Source organism: Paraburkholderia caffeinitolerans (assembly GCF_902859945.1).
GTDB classification, from domain to species: Bacteria; Pseudomonadota; Gammaproteobacteria; order Burkholderiales; family Burkholderiaceae; genus Paraburkholderia; species Paraburkholderia caffeinitolerans.
Map to the genome: position 1 here is coordinate 70792 of NZ_CADIKL010000006.1, position 24840 is coordinate 95631.

21 protein-coding genes are annotated in these 24840 nt (G+C 64.5%); 15 read left to right on the top strand and 6 right to left on the bottom strand.

Annotation, left to right across the window (positions count from 1 at the left end; all coding sequences use genetic code 11):
- Positions 1–91: 91 nt before the first annotated feature.
- Positions 92–1618 carry an AMP nucleosidase gene (locus HV773_RS07595; RefSeq protein WP_175194492.1) on the top strand — a complete coding sequence of 509 codons (1527 nt, stop codon included), beginning with the start codon at positions 92–94 and terminating at the stop codon, positions 1616–1618.
- A 39-nt stretch (positions 1619–1657) separates the two neighbouring features.
- On the opposite strand, the gene HV773_RS07600 is transcribed toward HV773_RS07595, so the two are convergent.
- Both HV773_RS07600 and HV773_RS07605 read right to left on the bottom strand, forming a co-directional pair.
- Positions 1658–2185 carry a chromate transporter gene (locus HV773_RS07600; protein WP_175194493.1) on the bottom strand — a complete coding sequence of 176 codons (528 nt, stop codon included), beginning with the start codon at positions 2183–2185 and terminating at the stop codon, positions 1658–1660.
- Positions 2182–2793 (bottom strand): chromate transporter, encoded by a 612-nt coding sequence (locus HV773_RS07605; RefSeq protein ID WP_175194494.1) that lies wholly within the window; start codon positions 2791–2793, stop codon positions 2182–2184. The genes HV773_RS07600 and HV773_RS07605 overlap by 4 nt, the downstream gene beginning before the upstream one ends.
- Before the next feature lie 95 nt (positions 2794–2888).
- Here HV773_RS07605 and HV773_RS07610 point away from each other — a divergent pair, with 95 nt between their 5' ends.
- Positions 2889–3794 carry a transcriptional regulator GcvA gene (locus HV773_RS07610; protein WP_175194495.1) on the top strand — a complete coding sequence of 302 codons (906 nt, stop codon included), beginning with the start codon at positions 2889–2891 and terminating at the stop codon, positions 3792–3794.
- Here the strand turns inward: HV773_RS07610 and HV773_RS07615 are convergent.
- Entirely contained in the window at positions 3785–4540 is a 756-nt protein-coding gene (locus HV773_RS07615; protein WP_175194496.1) for an LOG family protein, read from the bottom strand. The genes HV773_RS07610 and HV773_RS07615 overlap by 10 nt on opposite strands.
- 1 nt (position 4541) lies before the next feature.
- Between HV773_RS07615 and polA the strand changes: the two genes are divergently transcribed.
- From polA to HV773_RS07630, 3 genes are all read left to right on the top strand, one after another.
- Positions 4542–7349, top strand: a complete 2808-nt coding sequence (gene polA / locus HV773_RS07620; protein ID WP_175194497.1) for a DNA polymerase I — start codon at positions 4542–4544, stop codon at positions 7347–7349.
- 284 nt (positions 7350–7633) lie between these two features.
- Complete coding sequence (locus tag HV773_RS07625; RefSeq protein WP_175194498.1) at positions 7634–8989, top strand: NAD(P)/FAD-dependent oxidoreductase; 1356 nt, start codon at positions 7634–7636, stop codon at positions 8987–8989.
- Positions 8990–9067: 78 nt separating this feature from the next.
- The gene (locus HV773_RS07630) at positions 9068–9940 is read left to right on the top strand and encodes a dienelactone hydrolase family protein (RefSeq protein WP_175194499.1); all 873 of its coding nucleotides are present in this window, start codon (positions 9068–9070) and stop codon (positions 9938–9940) included.
- Positions 9941–9964: 24 nt separating this feature from the next.
- Here HV773_RS07630 and HV773_RS07635 read toward each other — a convergent pair whose 3' ends face one another.
- Positions 9965–10834 carry a sulfurtransferase gene (locus HV773_RS07635; RefSeq protein WP_175194500.1) on the bottom strand — a complete coding sequence of 290 codons (870 nt, stop codon included), beginning with the start codon at positions 10832–10834 and terminating at the stop codon, positions 9965–9967.
- Positions 10835–10996: 162 nt separating this feature from the next.
- Positions 10997–12103, bottom strand: coding sequence for an aromatic ring-hydroxylating oxygenase subunit alpha (locus tag HV773_RS07640; RefSeq protein ID WP_175194501.1), 1107 nt, complete (start codon positions 12101–12103; stop codon positions 10997–10999).
- A 308-nt stretch (positions 12104–12411) separates the two neighbouring features.
- Here HV773_RS07640 and HV773_RS07645 point away from each other — a divergent pair, with 308 nt between their 5' ends.
- The 5 genes from HV773_RS07645 (at position 12412) to HV773_RS07665 (ending at position 18032) form a co-directional block, all read left to right on the top strand.
- A complete protein-coding gene (locus tag HV773_RS07645; RefSeq protein WP_175194503.1) occupies positions 12412–12750 on the top strand; it encodes an exodeoxyribonuclease VII small subunit in 339 nt (112 codons plus the stop codon).
- A complete protein-coding gene (locus tag HV773_RS07650) occupies positions 12747–13628 on the top strand; it encodes a polyprenyl synthetase family protein (RefSeq protein ID WP_175194504.1) in 882 nt (293 codons plus the stop codon). Before HV773_RS07645 ends, HV773_RS07650 begins: the two co-directional genes overlap by 4 nt.
- Before the next feature lie 86 nt (positions 13629–13714).
- Positions 13715–15622, top strand: a complete 1908-nt coding sequence (dxs, locus tag HV773_RS07655) for a 1-deoxy-D-xylulose-5-phosphate synthase (RefSeq protein ID WP_175194505.1) — start codon at positions 13715–13717, stop codon at positions 15620–15622.
- Positions 15623–15807: 185 nt separating this feature from the next.
- Positions 15808–16608, top strand: a complete 801-nt coding sequence (gene folE2 / locus HV773_RS07660; RefSeq protein WP_175194506.1) for a GTP cyclohydrolase FolE2 — start codon at positions 15808–15810, stop codon at positions 16606–16608.
- Between the two features lie 308 nt (positions 16609–16916).
- On the top strand, positions 16917–18032 hold the full coding sequence (locus HV773_RS07665) for a porin (protein WP_175194507.1): 1116 nt from the start codon (positions 16917–16919) through the stop codon (positions 18030–18032).
- A gap of 15 nt (positions 18033–18047) precedes the next feature.
- Here HV773_RS07665 and tsaD read toward each other — a convergent pair whose 3' ends face one another.
- On the bottom strand, positions 18048–19082 hold the full coding sequence (gene tsaD / locus HV773_RS07670; protein WP_175194508.1) for a tRNA (adenosine(37)-N6)-threonylcarbamoyltransferase complex transferase subunit TsaD: 1035 nt from the start codon (positions 19080–19082) through the stop codon (positions 18048–18050).
- A gap of 202 nt (positions 19083–19284) precedes the next feature.
- Here tsaD and HV773_RS07675 point away from each other — a divergent pair, with 202 nt between their 5' ends.
- The 5 genes from HV773_RS07675 to dnaG all read left to right on the top strand — a co-directional run bounded on the left by HV773_RS07675 (position 19285) and on the right by dnaG (position 24806).
- Positions 19285–20511: a BaiN/RdsA family NAD(P)/FAD-dependent oxidoreductase gene (locus HV773_RS07675; protein ID WP_175194509.1), complete on the top strand. Its 1227-nt coding sequence runs from the start codon at positions 19285–19287 to the stop codon at positions 20509–20511.
- Between the two features lie 136 nt (positions 20512–20647).
- Complete coding sequence (locus tag HV773_RS07680) at positions 20648–21631, top strand: universal stress protein (protein WP_175194510.1); 984 nt, start codon at positions 20648–20650, stop codon at positions 21629–21631.
- 228 nt (positions 21632–21859) lie between these two features.
- Positions 21860–22072 carry a 30S ribosomal protein S21 gene (rpsU, locus tag HV773_RS07685; RefSeq protein WP_035531398.1) on the top strand — a complete coding sequence of 71 codons (213 nt, stop codon included), beginning with the start codon at positions 21860–21862 and terminating at the stop codon, positions 22070–22072.
- A gap of 285 nt (positions 22073–22357) precedes the next feature.
- The gene (locus HV773_RS07690; RefSeq protein ID WP_175194511.1) at positions 22358–22804 is read left to right on the top strand and encodes a GatB/YqeY domain-containing protein; all 447 of its coding nucleotides are present in this window, start codon (positions 22358–22360) and stop codon (positions 22802–22804) included.
- 109 nt (positions 22805–22913) lie between these two features.
- Positions 22914–24806, top strand: a complete 1893-nt coding sequence (dnaG, locus tag HV773_RS07695; RefSeq protein ID WP_175194512.1) for a DNA primase — start codon at positions 22914–22916, stop codon at positions 24804–24806.
- The last annotated feature ends 34 nt before the right edge of the window (positions 24807–24840 follow it).

Consider the following 24840-nt stretch of genomic DNA (forward strand, 5'->3'; position numbering starts at 1 on the left):
GTCGGCCGAATCTCCCGGACCGGCGAAGGGCGTTGTCAGAATGTCGTTCTTCCGTGCTAATGTGGTTCCATATGAACCGAGGCGAACGAACATGAACAACGAGATTCACCGGCGCAGCTTCATGACGCCCCCGCACGATTTTCCCGCTGAAGCCTTCGAGGACGCCGCCGACGCCGTCGCGCGCCTCTCAGCCATCTACGAGACGAACACGGCGTTCCTGCGCGATGCGTTCGCGCGCTACCGGCGCGGCGAAGCGTTCGACCACCGCGTGCGCGCCTGTTATCCGTTCGTGCGCGTGCACACGGAGGTCAATACGCACATCGACTCGCGGCGTTCGTATGGTTTCGTCGCGGGCCCCGGCGTGTTCGAAACCACCCTCACGCGCCCGGACCTGTTCGGCAACTACTATCGCGAGCAATTGCGGCTGCTTGCGAAGAACCATCATGTGTCGATCGAAGTCGGGGTTTCGGACCAGCCCATTCCGATTCATTTCGCGTTCGCGGAAGGCATCCACCTCGAAGGCGATCTGGACCGCGAGCGGCTCTTCGCGATGCGCGACATATTCGATACGCCCGACCTTGCCGAGCTCGACGACCGCATCGTGAACGGCACCTACGAGCCAGCGCCGGGCGAGCCGCAGCCGCTCGCGCTCTTCACGGCGCCGCGCGTGGACTTCTCGCTGCATCGCCTCAAGCACTACACGGCAACCGCGCCCACGCACGTCCAGAACTACGTGCTCTATACGAACTATCAGTTCTATATCGACGAATTTGTAAAGCTCGGCCGCGCCATGATGGCGCACACCGACGACGCCGACCTGCGCACTTACCGCAGCGAATACACGTCGTTCGTGGAGCCGGGCGACGTGGTCACTTACAACGCGAATCTCGGCGAGCAGGACGACGAGGGCTCGCCGCCCGCGCGCCTGCCGCAGATGCCCGCCTATCACCTCAAGCGCGCGGACGGCAGCGGCATTACGATGGTCAATATCGGCGTGGGGCCGTCGAACGCGAAGACCATCACGGACCATATCGCAGTGCTGCGCCCGCATGCGTGGATCATGCTCGGCCACTGCGCGGGGCTGCGCAACACGCAGCGTCTGGGCGACTATGTGCTGGCGCACGGCTATGTGCGCGAGGATCACGTGCTCGACGCCGATCTGCCGCTGTGGGTGCCGATTCCGGCGCTGGCCGAAGTGCAGGTGGCGCTCGAGCGCGCGGTCGCGCAGATCACGCGGCTTGACGGCGTGGAACTCAAGCGCGTGATGCGCACGGGCACGGTGGCGAGCGTCGACAATCGCAACTGGGAATTGCGCGAGCATCGCGAGCCGGTGCAGCGTCTTTCGCAGAGTCGCGCGGTTGCGCTAGACATGGAGAGCGCGACGATTGCGGCGAACGGCTTCCGTTTTCGCGTGCCGTACGGCACCTTGCTATGTGTCTCCGACAAGCCGTTGCACGGCGAGCTCAAGCTGCCGGGCATGGCCGATTCGTTCTACCGCGCGCAGGTGGATCAGCATCTGCAGATTGGCGTGAAGGCGATGGAGATCTTGCGTACCAACGGCCTGCACAAGCTTCATAGCCGGAAGCTGCGCAGCTTTGCCGAGGTGGCGTTTCAGTGAGGTAAATTCTGTAATCCGAACGAATGGGGTTCGGCGCTGTTACTGCCCAAACCCCGTCAAGCCGATCAGGCTGCCCGCCGCGAGCAGCCACAGCGGATGGACTTTCGTGCGCAACGCGAGCACCGCGCACACGCCCGTGATGGCCCACGCGATCCACGTGTGATCGGACGCCCTCGAGATCACCATCGCGCTCGCGGCCACGAGCCCGGCCGTCACCGGCACGAGACCGCGTTGCGCGCTGCGCCGCCACGGCCGGTCCTTGAAGCGGTCCCACGCGTGAAGCGCGGCCACCGTCACGAGCGAGGACGGTCCGAACTTCGCCACCGACGTCACCAGCATGCCGGCCCAGCCGGACACATGCCAGCCCACCAGCGTCACGATCATCATGTTCGGTCCGGGCGCGGCCTGTGCGAGTGCGAAGAGCGAGCTGAACTCGCTCGCGGTCATCCAGTGATGCACCTCCACGACCTGGCGCTGCATTTCCGGCAGGATCGTGTTGCCACCGCCGAATGCGAGCAGCGACAGCTGGCTGAAGATCGTGGCGAGTGCGAGTAGCGTGTCACTCATTGCGTTTCTCCCGAGCGGCGGGCAGCGCGGATGGCAACGGCGATGCCGATCGGCGTGAGTACGAGCATGGTGGGCAGCAGTGGCAGGCGCAGCAGGGCAATGGCGATGAAGCCGACCAGCGCGATTGCAGCGGCGGCAGGGTCGCGGCGCAATGGCAGGATGATCTTCGCGGCCATGGCGATCAGCATCCCGGCTGCGGCTGCGGCGAGGCCGACGAACAGATGCCGCACGTGCGGATCGTTCTGCGTGCGCTCGTAGAGCACGCCCAACCCGATCACGATGAGCGAGGGCCCGGCGATTAGCCCGAGCAGGCCGGCGAGCGCGCCGCGCCAGCCGTGAAAGCGCATGCCGAGCGCCACCGAAAGATTGATTACGTTGCCGCCGGGCAGGAATTGGCACAGTCCGAGCAGGTCGGTGAATTCCGCGGCCGTAAGCCAGCGGCGCTGCTCGACGATGGCGCGGCGCGCAAGCGGCAGTGCGCCGCCGAAGGACGTGAGGCCGAGGCCGAGAAAACCGAGGAACAGATCGCGCACGCTAGGCGCGCCGGACACTTCATGCTCGGGCGTGAGGTTCGCTCCGGATGGAGCTGAGACTGGATGTTGTTTCATGCGAAGACCCGGATGGCAAGGTCGAAGCGTAGCGCCGAACCCATCCCGCGCAAAACGATTTCTCGGCCGGGTTCTTGTGATCTAGAATCACAAGCATGGCCCGCTCCCTTCCTCCCTTTCCCGCGCTGCGCGCGTTCGAAGCCGCGGCGCGGCACAACAGTTTCACTGCTGCTGCGGCCGAGCTTCATGTGACTCACGGTGCAATCAGCCGCCAGGTGGCGGCACTGGAGGCATGGGTCGGTGTGCAGGTGTTTCATCGGCACGGCAAACGGGTTGCCTTGACCGAGGACGGGCGGCGCTATCTCGGGGCGGTGCAGGGCGCGTTCGAGAGCATTGCGCGCGCCACGGCGGAGCTGCGCGACACGGGCGTGGTTCACGTACTGCGCGTGAATGCGCTACCCACGTTCGCCATGAAGTGGCTGCTGCCGCGTCTTTCGCAGTTCCAGCGCCTGGCGCCTAACGTCGAGTTGCGCCTCGCCACTTCGAATGCGCCAGTCGAGACGCTCGATGCGTTCGACGTTGCAGTGCGGCGCGGGCCGGCGCACTGGCCCGATTGCGCGAGCGGCTATTTTCTCGACGAAACGGAGTTGCCGGTGTGCAGTCCGGCGTTATTGAAGCGCTCGCCGATTCACTGCGCCGACGATCTCGCGCGCCATGTCTTGCTGCACTCGGATACGCGCCCTGATGCGTGGCGCACGTGGCTGGCCGCTGCGGGCGTGAAGGCCAAGTGCAGGAAGAAGCAGTCGTTCGACCATTTTTATCTGGCCTTGCAAGCTGCCGAAGACGGGCTCGGCGTGGCGCTCGGGCCGCTGCCGCTGCTCGACGAAGAGCTGGCTTCGGGGCGCCTCGTCGCGCCGCTCGCCGGCCCTCACCTCGACGCGCGCGGCTACTGGTGGGTCGCGCGGCGCGAGGTGGCGGACGTGCCCGTCGTCGCGCAGTTTTGCCGCTGGCTGGAGGAGCAGGCCAACGCGCCGACGGGTCACATCGAACCTCAAAGATAGAACATGCGGTCGTCGTCGGATTCGGGGCGGGCCGGGTGTTCCTGCTCGGGTTCTTCGCCGCTGTCCTCGTAGAACTTGAGCACCGCTTCGAGCACCTGGTCCGGATCGTCGATCACCTGCATCAGGTCCATGTCTTCCGGATTGATGAGGCCCATCGGCACGAGTGCGGCACGGAACCACTCGAGCAGACCCTTCCAGAATTCCGCGCCCACCAGAATGATGGGTACGTGACGCGACTTCTTGGTCTGGATGAGCGTGAGCACCTCGGCCAGTTCGTCGAGCGTGCCGAAGCCGCCCGGCATCACGATCACCGCGTCCGAGTTCTTGACGAAGGTGACCTTGCGCGTGAAGAAATGGCGAAAGCGCAGCGAGATGTCCTGCCACTGGTTGCCGGACTGCTCGTGCGGCAACTCGATGTTCAGGCCCACCGAAGGCGACTTGCCCGCATGCGCGCCCTGGTTGGCGGCTTCCATGATGCCGGGGCCGCCGCCGGAGATCACGGCGAAGCCCGCGTCCGACACTTTGCGCGCGATGGTTTTGGCGAGCTGGTAGTACGGCGAGTCCGGTTTGAGGCGTGCAGAACCATAGATGCTGACCGCTGGCCGGATCTCGGACAGGTATTCGGTCGCCTCGATAAACTCTGCCATAATCGTGAACATCTGCCACGATGCGCGTGCCTTTTTGGCCGTCGCGCGCTCTTGATCTGCGAGTGAGCGCAGACTCGGAATCACTTTTCTCTTGTCCATAATGCCTGAAGAACTTCGCGTGGAAACCAAGCTACAAACTAAGCTGGAAGGAAAGACCCTGTTGCTGGTCGATGGTTCTAGCTATCTCTATCGTGCCTTCCATGCGATGCCTGATTTGCGCGGTCCTGACGGCGAGCCGACGGGCGCGCTATACGGCATCATCAACATGCTGCGTCGCATGCGCAAGGACGTTACGGCAGAGTATAGCGCGTGCGTGTTCGATGCAAAGGGCAAGACGTTTCGTGACGACTGGTATCCCGAGTACAAGGCCAACCGGCCTTCGATGCCCGAGCCGCTCGCGGCGCAAGTCGAGCCCATTCACGAAGCGGTGCGCGCGCTGGGCTGGCCGCTCTTGATGATCGAAGGTGTGGAGGCCGACGACGTGATCGGCACGCTCGCACGCCAGGCGGAACAGCAAGGCATGAAGGTGGTCGTGTCCACCGGCGACAAGGACCTTGCGCAGCTCGTGACCGACCACGTCACGCTCATCAACACGATGACCAATGAGCTGCTCGATCGCGAAGGCGTGATCGCGAAGTTCGGCGTGCCGCCGGAGCGCATCGTCGACTATCTCTCGCTCATTGGCGACACGGTGGACAACGTGCCGGGCGTGAACAAGTGCGGCCCGAAGACAGCAGTGAAGTGGCTCACGCAATATGGTTCGCTCGATGGCATCGTCGAGCATGCCGATGAGATCAAGGGCGCCGTGGGCGGCTATCTGCGCGATGCACTCGGCTTCCTGCCGATGGCGAAGAAGCTCGTCACGGTGGAGACCGCTTGCAATCTCGCGCCGCACCTCGAATCGATCGAAGCGTCGCTCGCGACGCGCGGCGAAGCGCGTGAAGAGATGCGCGATATTTTCGCGCGTCATGGCTTCAAGACCTGGCTGCGTGAAATCAGCGAAGCCGATCAGAGCCCGGCCGTGGCTGCTGCAACGGGTGCAGCGGCTGCAAGCGCGCCTGCGCAGGATGCGCCAGTACAGCCCGCGTTGCTCATCAACCCGCCGCGCCACTACGAAACCATCCAGACGTGGGAGCAGTTCGACGCATGGCTCGCGAAGATCGAGGCCGCGCAACTCACCGCGTTCGACACCGAGACCACCGCGCTCGATCCGATGGTCGCGAAGCTCGTCGGCATGTCGTTCTCGACCGAAGCGGGCAGCGGCGCGTACTTGCCGCTCGCGCATCGCGGGCCCGACGCGCCCGAGCAACTGCCGCTCGACGAAGTGCTCGCGCGCCTGAAGCCGTGGCTCGAAAGCGAGCAGCACAAGAAGGTCGGTCAGCACATGAAGTACGACGAGCAGGTGCTCGCGAATTACGGCATCGAGCTGAACGGCGTCGAACATGACACGCTGCTCGAATCGTACGTGCTCGAATCGCATCGCACCCACGACATGGACAGCCTTGCGCTGCGCCATCTCGGCATCAAGACGATCAAGTACGAGGAGGTGGCGGGCAAGGGCGCGCAGCAAATCGGCTTCGACGAAGTGCCGCTCGAAACGGCCGCCGAATACGCGGCCGAAGATGCCGATGTCACGCTGCAATTGCACCTCGCGCTCTATCCGCAAATCGTGCCCGAGAAGGGGCTCGACTATGTGTATCGCGAGATCGAGATGCCGACCTCGCGCGTGCTTCGCAAAGTCGAGCGCAATGGCGTGCTGATCGACACGCAGCGGCTGGAGAAGCAGAGCGCGGAGATCGCGGTGCGCCTGGTCGAACTCGAACAGCAGGCCTATGCGCTCGCGGGCGGCGAGTTCAATCTCGGCTCGCCCAAGCAGATCGGCCAGATCTTCTTCGAGAAGCTGCAACTGCCGGTCGTGAAGAAGACGCCGAGCGGCGCGCCGTCCACCGACGAAGAAGTGCTGCAAAAACTCGCGGAAGACTACCCGCTGCCCAAGCTGCTGCTCGAGCATCGCGGCCTCGCCAAGCTCAAGTCCACGTACACCGACAAGTTGCCGCGCATGGTCAATGCGCAAACCGGTCGTGTGCACACGAACTATGCGCAGGCCGTGGCCGTGACGGGCCGCCTCGCGTCAAACGACCCGAATCTGCAGAACATTCCGGTGCGCACGGGCGAAGGCCGGCGCATTCGCGAGGCGTTCATCGCGCCGCCGGGCTGCAAGATCGTGTCCGCCGATTATTCGCAGATCGAACTGCGCATCATGGCGCATATCTCGGGCGACGAATCGCTGCTCGCGGCGTTCAAGCGCGGCGACGACATTCACCGCGCCACGGCGGCCGAAGTGTTCGGCGTGACGCCGCTCGAAGTGGGCAACGATCAGCGGCGCATCGCGAAGGTCATCAACTTCGGGCTGATTTACGGCATGAGCGCGTTCGGGCTCGCATCGAATCTCGGCATCACGCGCGATGCGGCCACGCTCTATATCGACCGCTATTTCGCGCGCTATCCGGGCGTCAAGCGCTACATGGACGAGACGCGCATGGACGCGAAATCGCGCGGCTATGTGGAGACGGTGTTCGGCCGCCGTCTGTGGCTGCCCGAGATCAACGGCGGCAACGGTCCGCGCCGCCAGGCCGCCGAGCGCTCCGCCATCAATGCGCCGATGCAGGGCACGGCAGCCGATCTCATCAAGCTCTCGATGATCGCTGTGCAGAAGTGGCTCGATCAACGCAAGACTGGCACGAAGATGATCATGCAGGTTCACGACGAACTGGTGCTTGAAGTGCCTGACGAAGAGCTTTCCGAAGTGCGCAAGTGCTTGCCGGAGCTGATGTGCTCGGTGGCGAAGCTGAAGGTGCCGCTCGTGGCCGAAGTGGGTGTGGGCGCGAATTGGGAAGAAGCGCACTGAGCGCACACAGCGGGCGCACTGAAGTGCTGACTGAAGACGCGCGAGCACACCGCTTGTGCGTCGAACGATCGTGCTGCGTTGCAGCTCCCTGTAACCGCAGCCGTGCCGTTACGCAAGCGGCTGGTGCAGATGTCGTTAATGCGCACCGTGCGTCTTGCCGTGCTGCGCCGCATCAGCCGACAATGGGCCAAAGACCGACGCCGCGCAGCAGCGAATGCGCGCCGATATGGAATATCGGATGAGCGTCGGAGGTTCTATTGCCTTTCGACATGCACGGAGAGTCTATGCACCGCTTTATCGTTGTGGGAGGGGGCGCCGGAGGCCTGGAGCTGGCAACCCGGCTGGGCGACCGGTACGGCGAAACGCGTGCGAAGCGCGGCAAGCCGCGCGCCTCGGTCACGCTGGTCGACCGCAATCCGACGCATATCTGGAAGCCGCTCCTGCACGAAGTGGCGGCGGGCAGCATGGACCCTTTCACGCAGGAGCTCGAGTACGCGGCGCAGGCGCGCTGGCACGGTTTCGAGTTCCAGCAGGGCGAGCTGGTCGGGCTCGACCGCGCGGCAAAGCGCATTACGCTCGGCGCGGTGCAGGACGAAGACGGTGGCGAAATGCTGCCCGAGCGCGTGCTCGAATACGACACGCTCGTGCTCGCGATCGGCAGCACGACGCACTTTTTCGGCGTGCAAGGCGCGGCGCAAAATTCCATCGCGCTCGACACCGTTGCGCAGGCCGAGCGCTTTCGCAAGCGCCTCATCGCGGCGTGCATGCGCGCGGAGCATCAGGAGCCCGAGCCCTGGGTTCACGGTCAGCAAGACCACGAAGGCAACGAAGTGCCGCGCGTGCAGGTGGCGATCGTCGGCGCGGGGGCAACGGGCGTCGAGCTTTCCGCCGAGTTGCGCAACACCGCCCAGGTGCTTTCGGCGTATGGCCTGCACAAGCTCGATCCGCGTCACGACGTGGGCATCGTGCTGATCGAATCGGGTCCGCGCATTCTGCCCGCCCTGGCCGAGCGCGTTTCGTCGGCCACTGCCGAACTGCTGCGCAAGCTCGGCGTGCGGATCATGACCGGCGAGCGCGTGATCGAGGTGGCGCCGGGCGTGATACGGACCGCGAGCGGCAAATCCGTGCGTGCGGACCTCACGGTCTGGGCGGCGGGCATCAAGGCGCCGTCGGTGCTTTCGCAGCTCGATGGCCTGCCTGTCAACAAGCTTGGCCAACTGATCGTGCGGCGCACGCTGCAAACGGAAGCCGACGACAATGTCTTCGCGCTCGGCGACTGTGCCGCATGCGAGTGGCCCGGCAATGAACGGGGCGTGCCGCCGCGCGCGCAGGCCGCGCACCAGCAGGCATCGTTTCTGTTCAAGTCGATGGGTGAGCGGCTTGCCGGGAAGCAACTGCCCGAGTTCACCTATCGCGACTTCGGCTCGCTCGTTTCGCTCGGCCACTTCAGCGCGGTCGGCAATCTGATGGGTGGGTTGATCGGCGGGAGCATGCTGATCGAAGGGCTGTTTGCCCGGTTCATGTACATGTCGTTGTACCGGCTGCATATCGCGGCGTTGCACGGCTATGCGCGCATGGTGCTCGACACCTTCGCACATTGGCTGCGGCGCACGACGCTGCCGCGCGTGAAGCTACACTGACGCGCTTTCCGGGGGCGTGGCGCCGGTTCGTGCGAGGGTGCAGTCCTTTTGCGTCGTTCTTTTCGCAAGGAGCGTTGCATGCTTAAACCTGAAATCGACAGCCTCGTCCCGCATGTGCCATTCGATCGGCGCACCTTCATTAAGGCAGCATTGGGCAGCGGCTTTGCCGCTGCGGTGCTTCCGGTCTCCGCACAAACCATCCATACCGACAGCGAAGGCCTCGAAGCCGGCGAGATCGCGTTCCAGTCGAACGGAACGCTGATTCCGGCGTATCGAGCGCAGCCGAAAGGCAAGACGCATCTGCCGGTGATCATCGTGATTCACGAGATTTTCGGCGTGCACGAGCATATCGCCGACGTGTGCCGGCGCTTCGCGAAGCTCGGCTATCTGGCCATTGCACCGGATCTTTTCGAGCGCGAGGGCGATGCGTCCGTGTATCCGACCGTTCAGCAGATCGACCAGAACATCGTGAGCAAGATCGCCGATGCGCAGGTGCTCGGCGATATCGATGCGGCGCTCGTCTGGGCCGGCCAGCACGGCGGCGATCTCAAGCGCGTGGGGATCAACGGGTTCTGCTGGGGTGGGCGGTACGCGTGGCTTTATGCCGAGCACAATCCGCGCGTGAAGGCGGCGGTGTCGTGGTATGGGCGCGTGGCTGGCGCGCACACCGAAAACACGCCGCAGAATCCGCTCGATCTCGCAGGCAATTTGCAGGTGCCGGTGCTTGGGCTCTACGGTCTTCAGGACAAAAGCATTCCGCAGGACACGCTCGAGCAGATGAAGGCCGCGATCGCGCAGGGGCCGCAGGGTGGGCGCGGCTCGCAGTTCGTCGTGTACGACGATGCGGGCCATGCGTTCTTCGCCGACTATCGGCCGAGCTATCGCAAGGCCGATGCGGAGGATGGCTGGAAGCGCGCGATCGCCTGGTTCAAGGAGCACGGCGTCGGCTGAGGCCGGCGCCGTGTCTCATGTGGCTCAGGGGTTCGGGCCCGTCGCCACGGGCCGTGACGGGTCCGAGCACCACTCGCTCCACGACCCCGCATAAAGCGCCGCGCCATGCATGCCGGCGATCTCCATCGCCAGCGCGTTATGGCAGGCGGTCACGCCCGAGCCGCATTGCAGCACCACGTGTTCGGGCGTCTTGCCCGGCAGTAGCGCGCCGAATTCGTCGCGCAGCGTGTGGGCGGACTTGAAGCGGCCGTCGTCAGTGAGGTTGTCCTTGAAGAAGCGGTTGAGCGCGCCGGGGATATGACCGCCCACCGGATCGATCGTCTCGTTCTCGCCGCGATAGCGGTCGGCGGCGCGCGCGTCGACGACGGTGAGTTCATGAGTGGTGAGATTGCGCTCGATGGCCTGCGCATCCACGGTCACCTGCAGCGGAGCGCCTGCCTTGAATGTGCCTTGCGTCGCGGCGGGGACGTCCTTCGAGAGCGGGAAGCCGGCAGCCTCCCAAGCCTGCAGGCCGCCGTCGAGCACGGCGACCGAGTCGTGGCCGAGCCAGCGCAGCAGCCACCAGAGACGTGCGGCATACATGCCGCCCTGTGCGTCATAGGCGACCACCTGTTGTCCCGCGTTAAGCCCCCAGCTCATGAGCGTGGCGACGAGCGAGGCGCGGTCGGGCAGCGGGTGGCGGCCGTTCTTGCCGGTCGTCGGACCCGAGAGGTCGCGCTCGAGGTGGAGATAGCGCGCGCCCGGCAGATGGCCGGCCGCGTAGGCGGTTTCGCCAGCGGCGGGATTCGCGAGGTCGAAGCGGCAGTCGAAGACGAGCACGCTGCCCGGCGCGGCGGTGAGGCGCTCGTGCAGGTTGCCGGCCGAGATCAGTGTGGTGTAGTGCGTGTGGGGCATGACGGCTCCTTGAATCGTGCGTGGCCGGTGGCGCGCGAGTGCATCTGCACAGGCGCGCGAAAAGTGCTGGCCCGATGCCGTCAGTCTAAACAAAAAGACGGGCCTAAGCCCGTCTTTCCGTGAAGCGTCGAATGCGCATTGTTTGGCCTGCGAAGGCCGCGCTCAGATCGTGCCGAGCTCGCGGCGCAGGAACTCGTGGAAGTGCTGCATGCCGTCTTCCATCGGGCTCTGGTACGGGCCGACTTCGGAGACGCCGCGCTCGAACAGCGCGCGGCGGCCGGCGTCCATGCGCTCGGCGATCTCGTCGTCTTCAACGGCCGTTTCCATATAGGCGGCGCGCTCGGCCTCGACGAACTCGCGCTCGAACAGCACGATTTCCTCGGGGTAATAGAACTCGACGATGTTGGTGGTCTTCTGCGTGCCCTGCGGAATGAGCCAGGAGCAGACGAGCACGTGCGGATACCACTCGATCATCAGACCGGGGTAGTACACCATCCAGATTGCGCCGAACTCGGGCGGCACGCCATTGCGGAAGCGCAGGACCTCGTCGTGCCACTTGCGATACGTAGGGCTGCCCGGCTTGCCGAGATGGTTGTGCACGCCCACCGTCTGGACGCTATACCATTCGCCGAATTCCCACTGCAGGTCGTCGCACGACACGAAGTTGCCGAGGCCCGGGTGGAACGGCACGACGTGGTAGTCCTCCAGATAGACCTCGATGAAGGTCTTCCAGTTGTAGTTGCACTCGTGGACCTCGACGTGATCGAACATGTAGTCCGTAAAGTCGAGATGCTTTGCCGGCCCAAGGCGTGCAAGGTCGCGCGCGACGTCGCGCCCGGCCGACTCGAACAGCAGGCCGTTCCACTTTTGTAGCGGTGTGCTGCTCAGGTTCAGGCAGGGCTTGTCGGCGAAATGCGGTGCGCCGAGCAGCTCGCCCTTGAGGTCGTAGGTCCAGCGATGCAGCGGACATACAATGTTGTCGGCCGTGCCGCGACCGTTTAGCATGATGGCCTGACGGTGGCGGCAGACGTTCGAGAGCAGCTCGATCTCGTTGCTTTGGTTGCGAACGAGCACGCGACCCTCTTTCTCGCTGGGCAGCGCAAAATAATTCCCCGCCTCGGGCACCATCAATTCGTGGCCGACGTAGCGAGGACCTTTCTGGAAAAGCGTGTCGATTTCGCGCTTGAGAAGCGCTTCGTCAAAGTAAGCCGTGACTGGCAACTGACTGTGAACGGACTTCAGCTGCAAAGCATTGCTCAGATTGGACATTCCCACTCCCGATGAAGACGTGAAAGCAGTGAACAACCCAACCATCGAAGATTCGATTTAGGGAGCCGGGCATTATATCCTGGTCGGTCCCAGTGGGCTAGCTAAGTTGCTGATTTTTGCAGGAATTGCGCCGGGAAGGCGGTCGGAATACGGTATAAATCGCGACAATGAAGCGCAGAATACGACCTTCTGGTCCCGATTCAGGCAAACCCATTCGTGTCGCCGGGAGGGGACACGAACCGGCGAGCGGGGCGGCGAGGGGGCTTTTGCCGTAGAATGTCCGCCTTGTTTCATTTTGGCGACCATCCATGGCGAAATCCGCATCGAAAGACCGCGCCGGAACAGACTCAAGCGCGGCCAAAAGCACGGAGCCAGGCGCGGACGAGACGGCCCAGGCCGATCTGCCGCAGAGCTACGAGGCGGGCCTCGCCGAGCTCGACGAACTGGTGGCGCGCATGGAAGGCGGCAGCTTGAGCCTCGAGGAATCGCTGGCCGACTACCGCCGCGGTGCCGTGCTGGTCAAGTTCTGCCAGCAGCAGCTCGAAAAGGTTGAACAACAGGTGCGCGTGCTCGACGGCGAAACGCTGCGACCCGTGCCCCTCAATACGACAGGCAGTTCCGCCGCTGGCGGAGACGACGATCTATGACATTTGACCAATGGACCCGGCAGGTGCTCGACCGGGTCGAAAGCGCGCTCGATCACTATTTACCGGCTGCCGATGTGCAGCCCGCCCCGCTGCATGACGCCATGCGTTATGCCGTGCTCGGTGGCGGCAAGCGTGTACGCCCGCTGCTGTGCCATGCCGCGGGCGAACTGACGAACGCGGCGCCCGAGGCGCTCGACGCGGCGGCCTGCGCGCTGGAGATGATCCACGTGTATTCGCTCGTGCACGACGACATGCCCTGCATGGACGACGACGACATGCGTCGCGGCAAGCCCACCGTACACGTCAAGTATGACGAACCGACGGCGCTGCTGGTCGGCGACGCACTGCAGTCGCAAGCTTTCGTGACGCTGACGTCGCACATTCTCGACGCACAGCATCAGGCATCGCTCGTGCGCGAACTCGCGCTCGCGAGCGGCTCGATCGGCATGGCCGGCGGCCAGGCGATCGATCTGGCGAGCGTGGGCCACGCGCTCACGCGCGAGCAGCTCGAAACGATGCATCGCCTGAAGACCGGAGCGTTGCTGCGCGCCGCGGTGCGCATGGGCGCGCTGGCCGGTGAAACGCCGTCGGCCGACACGCTCGCCTCGCTCGACAAGTACGCGGCCGCTGTGGGCCTGGCATTCCAGGTCGTGGACGACATTCTCGACGTCACGGCCGACTCGGCCACGCTGGGCAAGACCGCCGGCAAGGATGCGAAGGACGGCAAGCCGACCTACGTGTCGATCATCGGCCTCGATGCTTCGCGTGTGCTCGCGCAGCAGTTGCGCGCCGATGCCCACGCGGCGCTTGAACCGTTCGGCGCGCGCGCGCAGCGCCTCGCCGAACTCGCTGATCTGGTTGTGAACCGGGTGAGCTGATTGCGCCAACCCGCCTGCGCGCATGAACGGGAAGTCATGCGCGGACAGAAGTGCGGGAGCGCTCGATTTCCTACAATGGAACGACGATGTACGACTTGCTGAAAACCATTGACGACCCGGCGGATTTGCGCCGCCTCGATCGCCGCCAGTTGCAGCCGCTCGCCGACGAACTGCGTGCCTTCGTCCTCGACAGCGTTTCGCAAACGGGCGGCCACCTGTCGTCCAACCTCGGTACGGTCGAGTTGACGATCGCGCTGCACTACGTGTTCGACACGCCGCGCGACCGCATCGTCTGGGACGTGGGTCATCAGACCTATCCGCACAAGATCCTGACGGGCCGCCGCGACCAGATGCACTCGCTGCGTCAGCTCGGCGGCATCTCGGGCTTTCCGAAGCGCGACGAGTCCGAGTACGACACGTTCGGCACCGCCCACTCGAGCACCTCGATCTCGGCGGCGCTCGGCATGGCCATCGCGAGCAAGCTCAAGGGCGATAACGCCATGGGCATCGCCGTGATCGGTGACGGCGCAATGACCGCCGGCATGGCCTTCGAGGCGCTGAACAACGGCGGCGTCGAAGACGACGTGCCGCTGCTCGTCATCCTTAACGACAACGACATGTCGATTTCGCCGCCCGTGGGCGCGCTCAATCGCCATCTCGCACGCCTGATGTCGGGCCGCTTCTACGCCGCCGCACGCGCGGGCGTGGAGCGCGTGCTGCGTCATGCGCCGCCGGTGCTCGACCTCGCGCGCAAGCTCGAGGAGCACGCGAAGGGCATGATCGTGCCGGCCACGCTGTTCGAGGAATTCGGCTTCAACTACATCGGGCCGATCGACGGCCACGATCTCGACTCGCTGATCCCCACACTGCAGAACATCAAGGAACTGCGCGGCCCGCAATTCCTGCACGTGGTGACGAAGAAAGGCCAGGGCTACAAGCTCGCCGAAGCCGATCCGGTCCTGTACCACGGCCCCGGCAAGTTCAATCCCGCCGAGGGCATCAAGCCGTCGACGACGCCCGCGAAGAAGACCTACACGCAGGTGTTCGGCGAATGGCTTTGCGACGCGGCGGAACTCGACTCGCGCGTGGTGGGCATCACGCCGGCCATGCGTGAAGGCTCGGGCATGGTCGAGTTCGAGAAGCGCTTCCCGGACCGCTATTACGACGTGGGCATTGCCGAGCAGCACGCGGTGACGTTCGCGGGCGGTATCGCGGCCGAGGGCTTGAAGCCCGTGGTCGCGATCTACTCGACTTTCCTGCAGCGCGCCTACGATCAACTGATTCACGACGTGGCGCTGCAGAACCTGCCGGTCGTGTTCGCGATCGACCGCGCGGGCCTCGTCGGCGCGGACGGCGCGACGCATGCGGGCGCGTACGATCTCGCGTTCATGCGCTGCATCCCGAACATGATGGTGATGGCGGCATCGGACGAAAACGAATGCCGCCAGATGCTCTACACGGCGCTCCAGCAGGACTGCCCGACGGCCGTGCGCTATCCGCGCGGCGCGGGCACGGGCGTCGCGACCATCAAGCAGATGGCCGCGCTGCCGGTCGGCAAGGGCGAGATTCGCCGCGAGAGCAACGCACCGGCTGGTCAGCGCATTGCGATCCTCGCGTTCGGCACGATGGTTGCGCCGTCGCTCAAGGCCGCCGAGGAACTGGACGCCACCGTCGCGAACATGCGCTTCGTGAAGCCGCTCGACGCCGAGCTCGTGCGTAAGCTCGCCGAGACGCACGATTACCTCGTGACCGTCGAGGAAGGCTGCATCATGGGCGGCGCGGGCTCGGCCTGCGTGGAAGCCCTGCTTGAAAGTGGGGTTATTAAGCCCGTACTACAATTGGGTCTCCCCGACCGCTTCATCGACCATGGCGACCCGGCCAAGCTGCTGGCCAGCTGCGGCCTCGACGCGGCTGGGATCGCGAAGTCGATTCGCGAGCGTTTCCTCGACAAGGCCGCGAGCGCGTCCGGCAAGTCGGTGATGCGCGTTGCCTGACCCGGATTAGCGCTTCGCGGTGGCTGGCCTCGTATGCACCAGGCCGGCCAGCAAGCCGCTGCAATCCACTTCTAAATTGAACCGGCGGCCGGGTGTGTACCCGGCAACGCCCGCAAGCGCCGGCTCGTGCCGGCGCTTGCCATTTGCGCGCCGCAAGTTTGCCGGCGCGGCCTGAGGACAAGAACATGAATCAGATGAACCCGGCTTTCGTGATGCCGGACGTGCAGAGCTCCGTCGATACCCGTCAGATCCCGATCCAGCGCGTGGGCGTGAAGGGCGTGCGCCATCCGTTGACGGTCAAGACCGGCGCGGGCGACGTCCAGCCGAGCGTCGGCACGTGGAACCTCGACGTTCATCTGCCGGCGGACCAGAAGGGCACACACATGTCGCGTTTCGTGGCGCTGCTCGAAGAAAACAAGGCGCCGCTCGAAGCGGCGACGTTCCGCGCGATGCTGGCCGCGATGCTCGAAAAGCTTGAATCGCAGGCAGGCCGCATCGAGGTTTCGTTCCCGTACTTCGTGAAGAAGGTCGCGCCGGTGTCGGGCGTGGAAAGTCTGCTGGACTACGAAGTCACGCTCACGGGTGATGTGCGCAACGGTGAGACGCGCATTTTCCTCAAGGTGCTCGTGCCGGTGACGAGCCTGTGCCCGTGCTCGAAGAAGATCTCGCAGTACGGTGCGCACAATCAGCGCTCGCATGTGACGATCGATGCCGAGCTCGCTGGCGACCTGCCGGTGGAAGACCTCATTCGCATTGCCGAGGAGGAAGCATCGTGCGAACTCTGGGGCTTGCTCAAGCGTCCGGACGAGAAGTTCGTGACGGAGCGCGCGTACGAGAACCCGAAGTTCGTCGAGGATCTGGTGCGCGACGTGGCGGTGCGTCTGAACGCGGACGCACGCGTGATGGCCTATACGCTCGAAGCCGAGAATTTCGAATCGATCCACAACCACAGCGCGTATGCCGTGATCGAGCACGACAAGCGTTGATGCGGTGATTGAGCAAGGCAGATAGGGGCCGCTTAAGAAGCGGCCCCTATCATTTGCGCTTCTGCATATGAGGTGCTGGAAAAACGGATTGGGGTATACCCGTTTTGCCTGGTTATCCTGATGTTATTTTTTTCCGCTTTCCATCAAACAGGCCGCGATATCGCCATTATTTGAGGTGTGGCAACACTGCCGTCTACCTTCGCCGTTATAACTCGATTGCAACGCAATGTCATAACGAGTCGGCGTGCGTTCCTTGCGAACGATGACCGATCCAGATCCATCCATAAAAAGATGACGAAGGAGACATAATGCGCTTTTGCAGAAAAGGCATTTGCAGTGCGGCGTTAATGTTGGCAGCAGGCGGCGCGAATGCTCAATCGAGCGTTACGCTGTACGGCATCGCAGACGCGTTTGTCCAGTTCCTCAATAACGGCGGCAAGTCATCCTGGTCGCAGCGCAGTGGCGGAAGCGCGCCGTCGCGTTTTGGCTTGAAAGGCACCGAGGATCTTGGCGACGGCTTGAAGGCCGCATTCACGCTTGAAAATGGTTTCAACATCAACAATGGCACTGGCTTTGGCGATACGAGCGCCATGTTTTATCGCCAGGCGTGGGTGGGGCTTGCGCACGAGAAATACGGCACGTTCACGCTGGGCCGCCAGTATCAGCCGACTTTCTGGGTGCTCTACCCAGGCGATCCGTTTTTCGCCAATGAAGTGCTCTCGCCATTAGCCGCAGCTGGCAATGTCGTCGATCGCAATACGATAGGCATGCAGACCAGCGGCGGGCGGTCGAGCAATTCGGTTGTGTACAAGTCACCGACGCTCAAGGGGCTGCAACTGATGGCCATGTATGCGTTCCAGTCCAGCGTGACGCAGCCGGCGCCGCAAACGAACGGCAATATCCTCGATATTGCCGCAACCTGGTCGGGCTATGGCCTATATGCGGGATTCGCGTACCAGTACCAGCATCCGGGCACGAAGACCCTGGCCAGCTTGCCGTCCGTTCTCAATACGGTGGGAACCGAGCACTTCAATAGCGCGCTCGCTTATCAGATCGGGATCGTCAATCTTCAGTTTATCTACGGATATCATCGTCCGAAGCATGACGATTCGAGTCCGCTCGCGACGCGGCTCTCGGCCGTGCACTCCTATAACCTGATGCAAGCGGGCGCCACGATTCAGGCCACGGTCGCGGACACGATCGAGATCGTGGCCCTGCAACGCAACGTGCGTGGCGTGCATGACAACATGTGGGCAGTGCAACTGGGCGTCGACCACAGCCTTTCGAAGCGGACGGCCGTTTATGCGCGCGCGGGCTATATGAAGAACAACGGCTCGTCCACGATGAGCTGGTCTGGTGTTCCCGTCACGGCCCAAGGCACCAGTCAAACGCTCGGGGCCATTGGCATCACGCAGCGTTTCTGACGCGCAGGCGCTCCGCTATCGCGCGTCCTGCGCGAGCGACGCGAGATCCCAGCGCGGCTTCACCGTGAACGCATAGTCCTGGGTGGCCTGCTCGGGCCAGCGCGCGAGGCGCAGCGCACCCGCGAGCGCGATCATCGCGCCGTTGTCGGTGCACAGTGAAAGATCGGGGTAGTGGACTTCGAAGCCGCGCTTCTGCGCCGCTGCCGAAAGCGTTTCGCGCAGCTGCTTGTTCGCGCCCACGCCGCCCGCGACCACGAGGCGCTTCATTTTCGTGCGCTTGAGCGCGGCGATCGATTTGGCGGCCAGCACCTCGACAGCGGCATCGACGAAACCGCGCGCAATGTCGGCCTTGCCTTGCTCGCAGATGTTCGTGCCGAGCTTCTTCACCTGCGTGAGCACGGCGGTCTTCAGGCCGCTGAAGCTGAAGTCGAGGTCGCCCGAATGCAGCATCGGACGCGGCAGTTCGATGGCGCCCGGCGTGCCGAACTCGGCGAGACGCGAGACTTCCGGTCCGCCCGGATAGCCGAGGCCGAGCAGTTTGGCGGTCTTGTCGAAGGCTTCGCCGGCGGCGTCGTCGAGGGTTTCGCCGAGCGTCTCGTAGACGCCCACGTCGGTTACGCGCATGAGTTGCGTGTGGCCGCCCGAGACCAGCAGCGCGACGAAAGGGAAAGGCGGCGGCGCGTCGACGAGCAGCGGCGAAAGCAGATGCCCTTCGAGATGGTGGATGCCGACGGTCGGGCGGTTCCACGCCATGGCGAGCGCGTTGGCGATGCTCGCGCCGACCAGTAGCGCGCCGGCGAGCCCTGGCCCCTGGGTGAACGCGATGGCGTCGATGTCGCTGCGCGCGGCGCCGCTTTTCGCGAGCACTTCCTCTAGCAGCGGCAGCGCGCGGCGGATATGGTCGCGCGACGCGAGTTCGGGCACGACGCCGCCGTACTCGCGGTGCATGGCGATCTGCGAGTGCAGTGCGTGGGCGAGCAGGCCGCGCTCGCTGTCGTAGAGCGCGAGGCCGGTTTCGTCGCAGGAACTTTCGATGCCGAGAACAAGCATGGTGTGGCGGGCGGCGGCCTTGCCGGGACAAGGCAGTCCAGGCGAAAACCGTCGCTAGATCAAAGTGATAGGCAGGCCTGAAAGTATAGCAGTGCGGGCGCAACCCGTTTGACGGCATCCGGCGCGCGGGCGCATCGCCTTGCCGCTGCTTCGCCGCCGCCGAGGCGCCATCGCGGCGTCCGGCGCGGGTAGAATGCGCGCCATGGAATCTTTCGACATCGCCGTAATCGGCGCTGGGGCGGCCGGCATGATGTGCGCGGCGGTGGCCGGCCAACAGGGCCGCCGCGTGGCGCTGATCGATCACGCCCCGCGCCTCGCGGAAAAAATCCGCATCTCGGGTGGCGGACGCTGCAACTTCACGAATCTGCACGCGGGCCCCGCCAACTATATCTCGAACAATCCGCATTTTTGCCGCTCGGCGCTTGCGCGCTACACGCCGCGCGACTTTCTCGCGCTGCTGCGCCAGCATCGCGTGACGTGGCACGAGAAGCACAAGGGCCAGCTCTTCTGCGACCAGTCCAGCGACGCGATCATCGACGTGCTGCGCGCCGAATGCGATGCCGGCGGTGTGGCGTGGCGGCGTCCGCTGCCCGTCGAGGCGGTGAGCTATGGCGACGGCGCGGGCTTCACGCTCGGCACGCCGCAGGGCGAGATTCGCTCGAAGGCGCTGGTGATCGCCACGGGCGGTCTCTCGATCCCGAAGATCGGCGCCACCGATTTCGCCTACCGCATCGCCAAACAGTTCGGCCACAAGCTCGTCGATACGCGTCCCGCGCTGGTGCCGCTCACGTTCGCGCCGCAGGACTGGGCGCCCTACGTGCCGCTCGCTGGCGTCTCGCTCGAAGTGCGCGTGGCAACCGGCGAGCGCAAGGCCGCTGGGGCTTTCGACGAGGATCTGCTGTTCACGCACCGGGGGCTTTCCGGACCCGGCGTGTTGCAGATTTCGAGCTACTGGCAGCCGGGGCAGCCGATTCGCGTGAATCTGCTGCCTGAGCAGGCTGCCAGTGATGCGCTGATCGAGGCGAAGGGCGCGACGAAGCGCCAGATCGGCAATCTACTGGCCGAGTGGGTGCCGACGCGTCTCGCGCACGCCTGGCTCGAGGCGCATCAGGTGCCGCTCGAGGCGCGGCTCGCCGATCTGCCCGACAAGACGCTGCGCCGCATTGGCGAGGGCCTCGCGCAATGGTCGCTGACGCCGACCGGCACCGAGGGCTACAAGAAGGCCGAGGTGACGCGCGGCGGCGTGGATACGCGCGAGTTGTCCTCCGCGACGATGATGAGCCAGCGCGTGCCGGGCCTGTATTTCGTGGGCGAGGCGGTGGACGTGACGGGCTGGCTCGGCGGCTACAACTTCCAGTGGGCATGGGCTTCGGGCGTGGCCGCTGGTGAGGCCGCGGTGGAGTTCACGGCGGTGGCGGCCAGCGGCTGAGGCCCGATCATATCGATCGATTGCGATTTTTCGCCGGCCCGGGGCATCGAGTTTCAACGAGTTGATGCTCGTCATTGTTGGTCGGGCTGAGGAGGTTCACGCTCGAACATTGATCCATTGTGGAGAGGTGTGAAACGTGAACCAGCAAGCAGAGCAGGTGAAACAAGAGCCGGCGCAGCACGGTATGCCGCTGCGGCGGATCATGATTGCAGTCGACGATTCGAATGCATCGAAGCAGGCGGTGCGGTTCGCTGCGCGCGTAGCGCCGCGCGACGCCGATGTGCGTATCGTCTGCGCCGTCGGGCAGCCGCGCTCCTGGCAGGCTGGCGGCGCCTACACGGCGGGCGACGCCTGGTTGAGGGAGTCGCTTGCCGCCGCGCGCCAGGAGTTGCGCCAGGAGGCCGAGAACACGCTCGAGCAGGCGGTGGCCGCATTCGACGGACAAGTTGCCTCGGTTTCCGGACATGTGCTCAACCTCACCGGCGAGTCCGGCGCGGTCGTGCAGGCACTGAGCGCGGCGGCCAGCGAATGGCGTGCCGACCTGCTGGTGGTCGGCGCCCGTCATCAAGGGCGCGTGAAACGCTGGGTCGACGGCTCGGTGTCAGCCGCGCTGGCCGTGTCGGCTCCCTGTCCGCTGCTAGTGGTGCCGGCCGAGTACGAGGCGTGCGATGCGCCGCGCTTTACACGCATGCTGCTGGCGACTGACGGCAGCGAGGCTTCCACGCAGGCGATACAGGCGGCCATGCGGCTCGTCGAGCCGCAGCTTGCGTTGCGCGCGATCTACGTGGTCGACCGCAGCAGCGTGACTGGCGGCCCCGTGGCCGCTCCGGGGCTGGAAGAGGCACTCACCGGGCTCGGGCGCAGGGCGCTCGCCGCAGCACAAGAGCAACTTGAGCCGACGGGTTGCGTCTGCGAAACGGCGCTCGTGGCGACCGGCCTCATGCGCGACGACATCGCCCACACGGTCCTGCGCGACGCGAAGCAGTGGAATGCCGATCTCGTCGTAATGGGCACGCACGGCCGCCGCGGCGTTGCGCGCTGGCTGCTCGGCAGCGTGGCCCAGCGCGCCGTCGAGGTCACGCATTTGCCGCTGTTGCTGGTCGGGCCTTGCGAAGGCTGATCCTCCAGGTCTGGCCACGCTCGCTGCCCGAATCCGGTTCTTGGGGCACACTGGAATTTCGCTTCACGAGAGGCGGCTTGACGGGCAACAAACTGGGCAACAAATGAAGCGGTGAATGCGGGTGGAACAGGCCGCAGAGGTTCGGGTTTTCCTCCGAGGCGGCCTGTAATCCCCCGACATGGAACTGCTATACTTGACTCTCTTTACCTCACGATCCGTTATTGGAAAATGACGACCATCCGCGTAAAAGAAAATGAACCCTTTGAAGTTGCCATGCGCCGCTTCAAGCGCACGATCGAGAAGAATGGTCTCCTGACTGAGCTTCGTGCGCGTGAGTTTTACGAAAAGCCTACGGCTGAGCGCAAGCGCAAGAAGGCTGCGGCGGTGAAGCGCCACTTCAAGCGCATACGCAGCCAGATGCTGCCGAAGAAAATGTATTGATTCCGGCGTGCCATGGTGCAAACCCGTGGCGCGCAAACAGCCGGCACTGCCGCCGGCCAGTCCTGGAGCAACCCGGGCCGGACCGGCAACAACGCCTGCGCTGTCTATTTGGTGTGGCCGCAGCCGTATCGAACCCGCACCGACCCGCCTGGAAACGCTTCCAGGCGGGTTTTTGCATTCTTGTGATGTTTCGGTGCGAGGGTTTGGCGTATAGGTGAGCGCGGTGGCCGCGCTGCCCGGGGGTTCCCCGGGGATTGTGCAACCCCAACGCATTTCAGGTGAGTAATGAGTCTCAAAGACCGGATCAACGACGACATGAAGGCCGCGATGCGCGCGCGCGAAAGTGAGCGCCTCGCCACGATTCGTTTGCTGCTCGCCGCCATCAAGCAACGTGAAGTCGACGAGCGTGTGACGCTCGACGACGCTGGCATCACGGCGGTCATCGACAAGATGATCAAGCAGCGCAAGGACTCGATCAGCCAGTTCGACGCAGCGGGTCGCGCGGACCTCGTCGAGAAGGAAAACGCCGAGCTGCAAATCCTGTCCGCTTATATGCCCGAGCAGTTGTCGGAGGCGGAAATCGCGGCCGAAGTGCAGGCGGCGGTCGCCCAGGTGGGCGCCAGTGGTCCGCAGGACATGGGCAAGGTGATGGGCGTGCTCAAGCCCAAACTGGCGGGCCGCGCCGACATGACGGCGGTGTCCGGGCTCGTCAAGGCCGCGCTTTCGAAGTGAGGGCCGCGCTTCGCGCGGTGCTGGCTGTTGCCGTGCATCCTTGCGAGGTTTGCCGCGGGCCGCGCGAATGCGCGCGCCCAGCCCTTGTTACCCGAGCGACCGAGCCCTGATGATTCCGCATTCGTTCCTGCAGGATCTGCTCAACCGCGTCGATATTGTCGACGTGGTGGGGCGCTACGTGCAGCTCAAGAAGGGCGGCGCGAATTTCATGGGCCTCTGCCCGTTTCACAACGAAAAGAGCCCTTCCTTTACCGTTAGTCCAACGAAGCAGTTCTATCACTGCTTCGGCTGCGGCGCGCATGGCACCGCCATCGGCTTCCTGATGGAGCACGCGGGCCTCACGTTTCCCGAGGCCGTCAACGAACTCGCGCAGTCGGTCGGCCTCAGCGTGCCTCAGGAGCCGTCGCCGATGCGTGGCGGCGCCTACGGCGGCGGTGGCGCGAGCGCCGGGGCAGGCGGCTACGCACCCGGTGTCTCGAAGGCCGTCTCCAACGCGCTCTCGGACCTCATGCAAACGGCTTGCGACTATTACCGCAAGCAGTTGCGCAGTGCGCCGAGTGCCATCCAGTACCTGAAAAAGCGCGGCCTCACCGGCGAAGTCGCGGCCCGTTTCGGCCTCGGTTACGCGCCCGATGGATGGCAGAACCTCGAATCTGCGTTTACCGATTATCGCGACGATGGGCTGGTCGAAGCCGGTCTCGTTATCGTCAGTGAAAAGCAGGATGCGCAGGGCCAGTCGCGCCGCTACGACCGCTTCCGCGACCGCGTGATGTTCCCCATCCGCAACGTGAAGGGGCAGGTGATCGGCTTTGGCGGGCGCGTGCTCGACGGCGGCGAGCCCAAGTATTTGAATTCCCCGGAAACGCCGCTATTTAACAAGGGTAGCGAACTGTACGGGCTGTTCGAGGCGCGTCTGGCGATTCGCGAACAGCACTACGTGCTGGTGGTCGAGGGGTATATGGACGTGGTCGCGCTCGCGCAACTCGGATTCCAGAACGCGGTGGCGACGCTGGGCACCGCGTGCACGCCCATCCACGTGCAGAAGCTGATGCGCCAGACCGACACGGTGATCTTCAGCTTCGACGGCGATTCGGCAGGCCGCCGCGCGGCAAGGCGTGCGCTAGATGCGTGCCTGCCCCATGCGGCGGACAATCGCACGATCCGCTTCCTGTTCCTGCCCTCGGAGCACGATCCGGACAGCTATGTTCGCGAGTATGGCGCCGAGGCGTTCAAGGAGCAGGTCGACCGGGCCATGCCGCTCTCGCAGTTCATGCTGAACGAAGTGCTGGTGGGCAAGGAGCTCGATCAGCCTGAAGGGCGCGCCCGCGCGCTGTTCGATGCGAAGCCGCTGTTGCAGGCGCTGCCGGCGAACGCGCTGCGCGCGCAGATCATGCACATGTTCGCGGATCGCCTCGACGTGCCGTTCGAGGAAGTCGCGGCGCTCTGCGAGGTCGACGCCCGCATTGCCCGGGCCGCGCGCCAGGCGCCCGCGCGCAAGGACCGGCACCTCGTGACCGGGATCGAGCGCAAGGCGCTGCGCAACCTGGTGATGCATCCGCGCATCGTGGCGCAGCTCGACGAGGAGGCCGAACAGGCGCTCATCGGGCTCACTCGACACGGAGAATTGTTCGAGGAAGTGACCACGCACGCGCGTGCGCTGGGCGACGCGGCTGAGTTCCAGTTGCTTTCGGACCTGTTGCGAAACGGTGCGAACGCCCCCACCTTCGAGGAGATTTTTCGCGAAATTCTGGACTATGATGAAAACGTCCGGGATTTGTTAATGAAAAATCCAGAAGATGGCGCCGTGCTGGAGGAGCGCCGCGAGCAGGAGCGGCTCGTGGGCGAGGAGATGGCGGCGGCAATCCTGAAAATGCGCTTCGACGCCTGCAGCGAGCGGCTTGAAGTGCTTTCGCGGCAGTCGCGCCATACGCCCGAGGAGCTAGCCGAATATGTGAAACTGAATCAGACGCGGGCTGACATGAAACGTCAGCTCGGGCTGTAGGGCAGGAACGTGCGCTGGGGATTATTACCCTGCG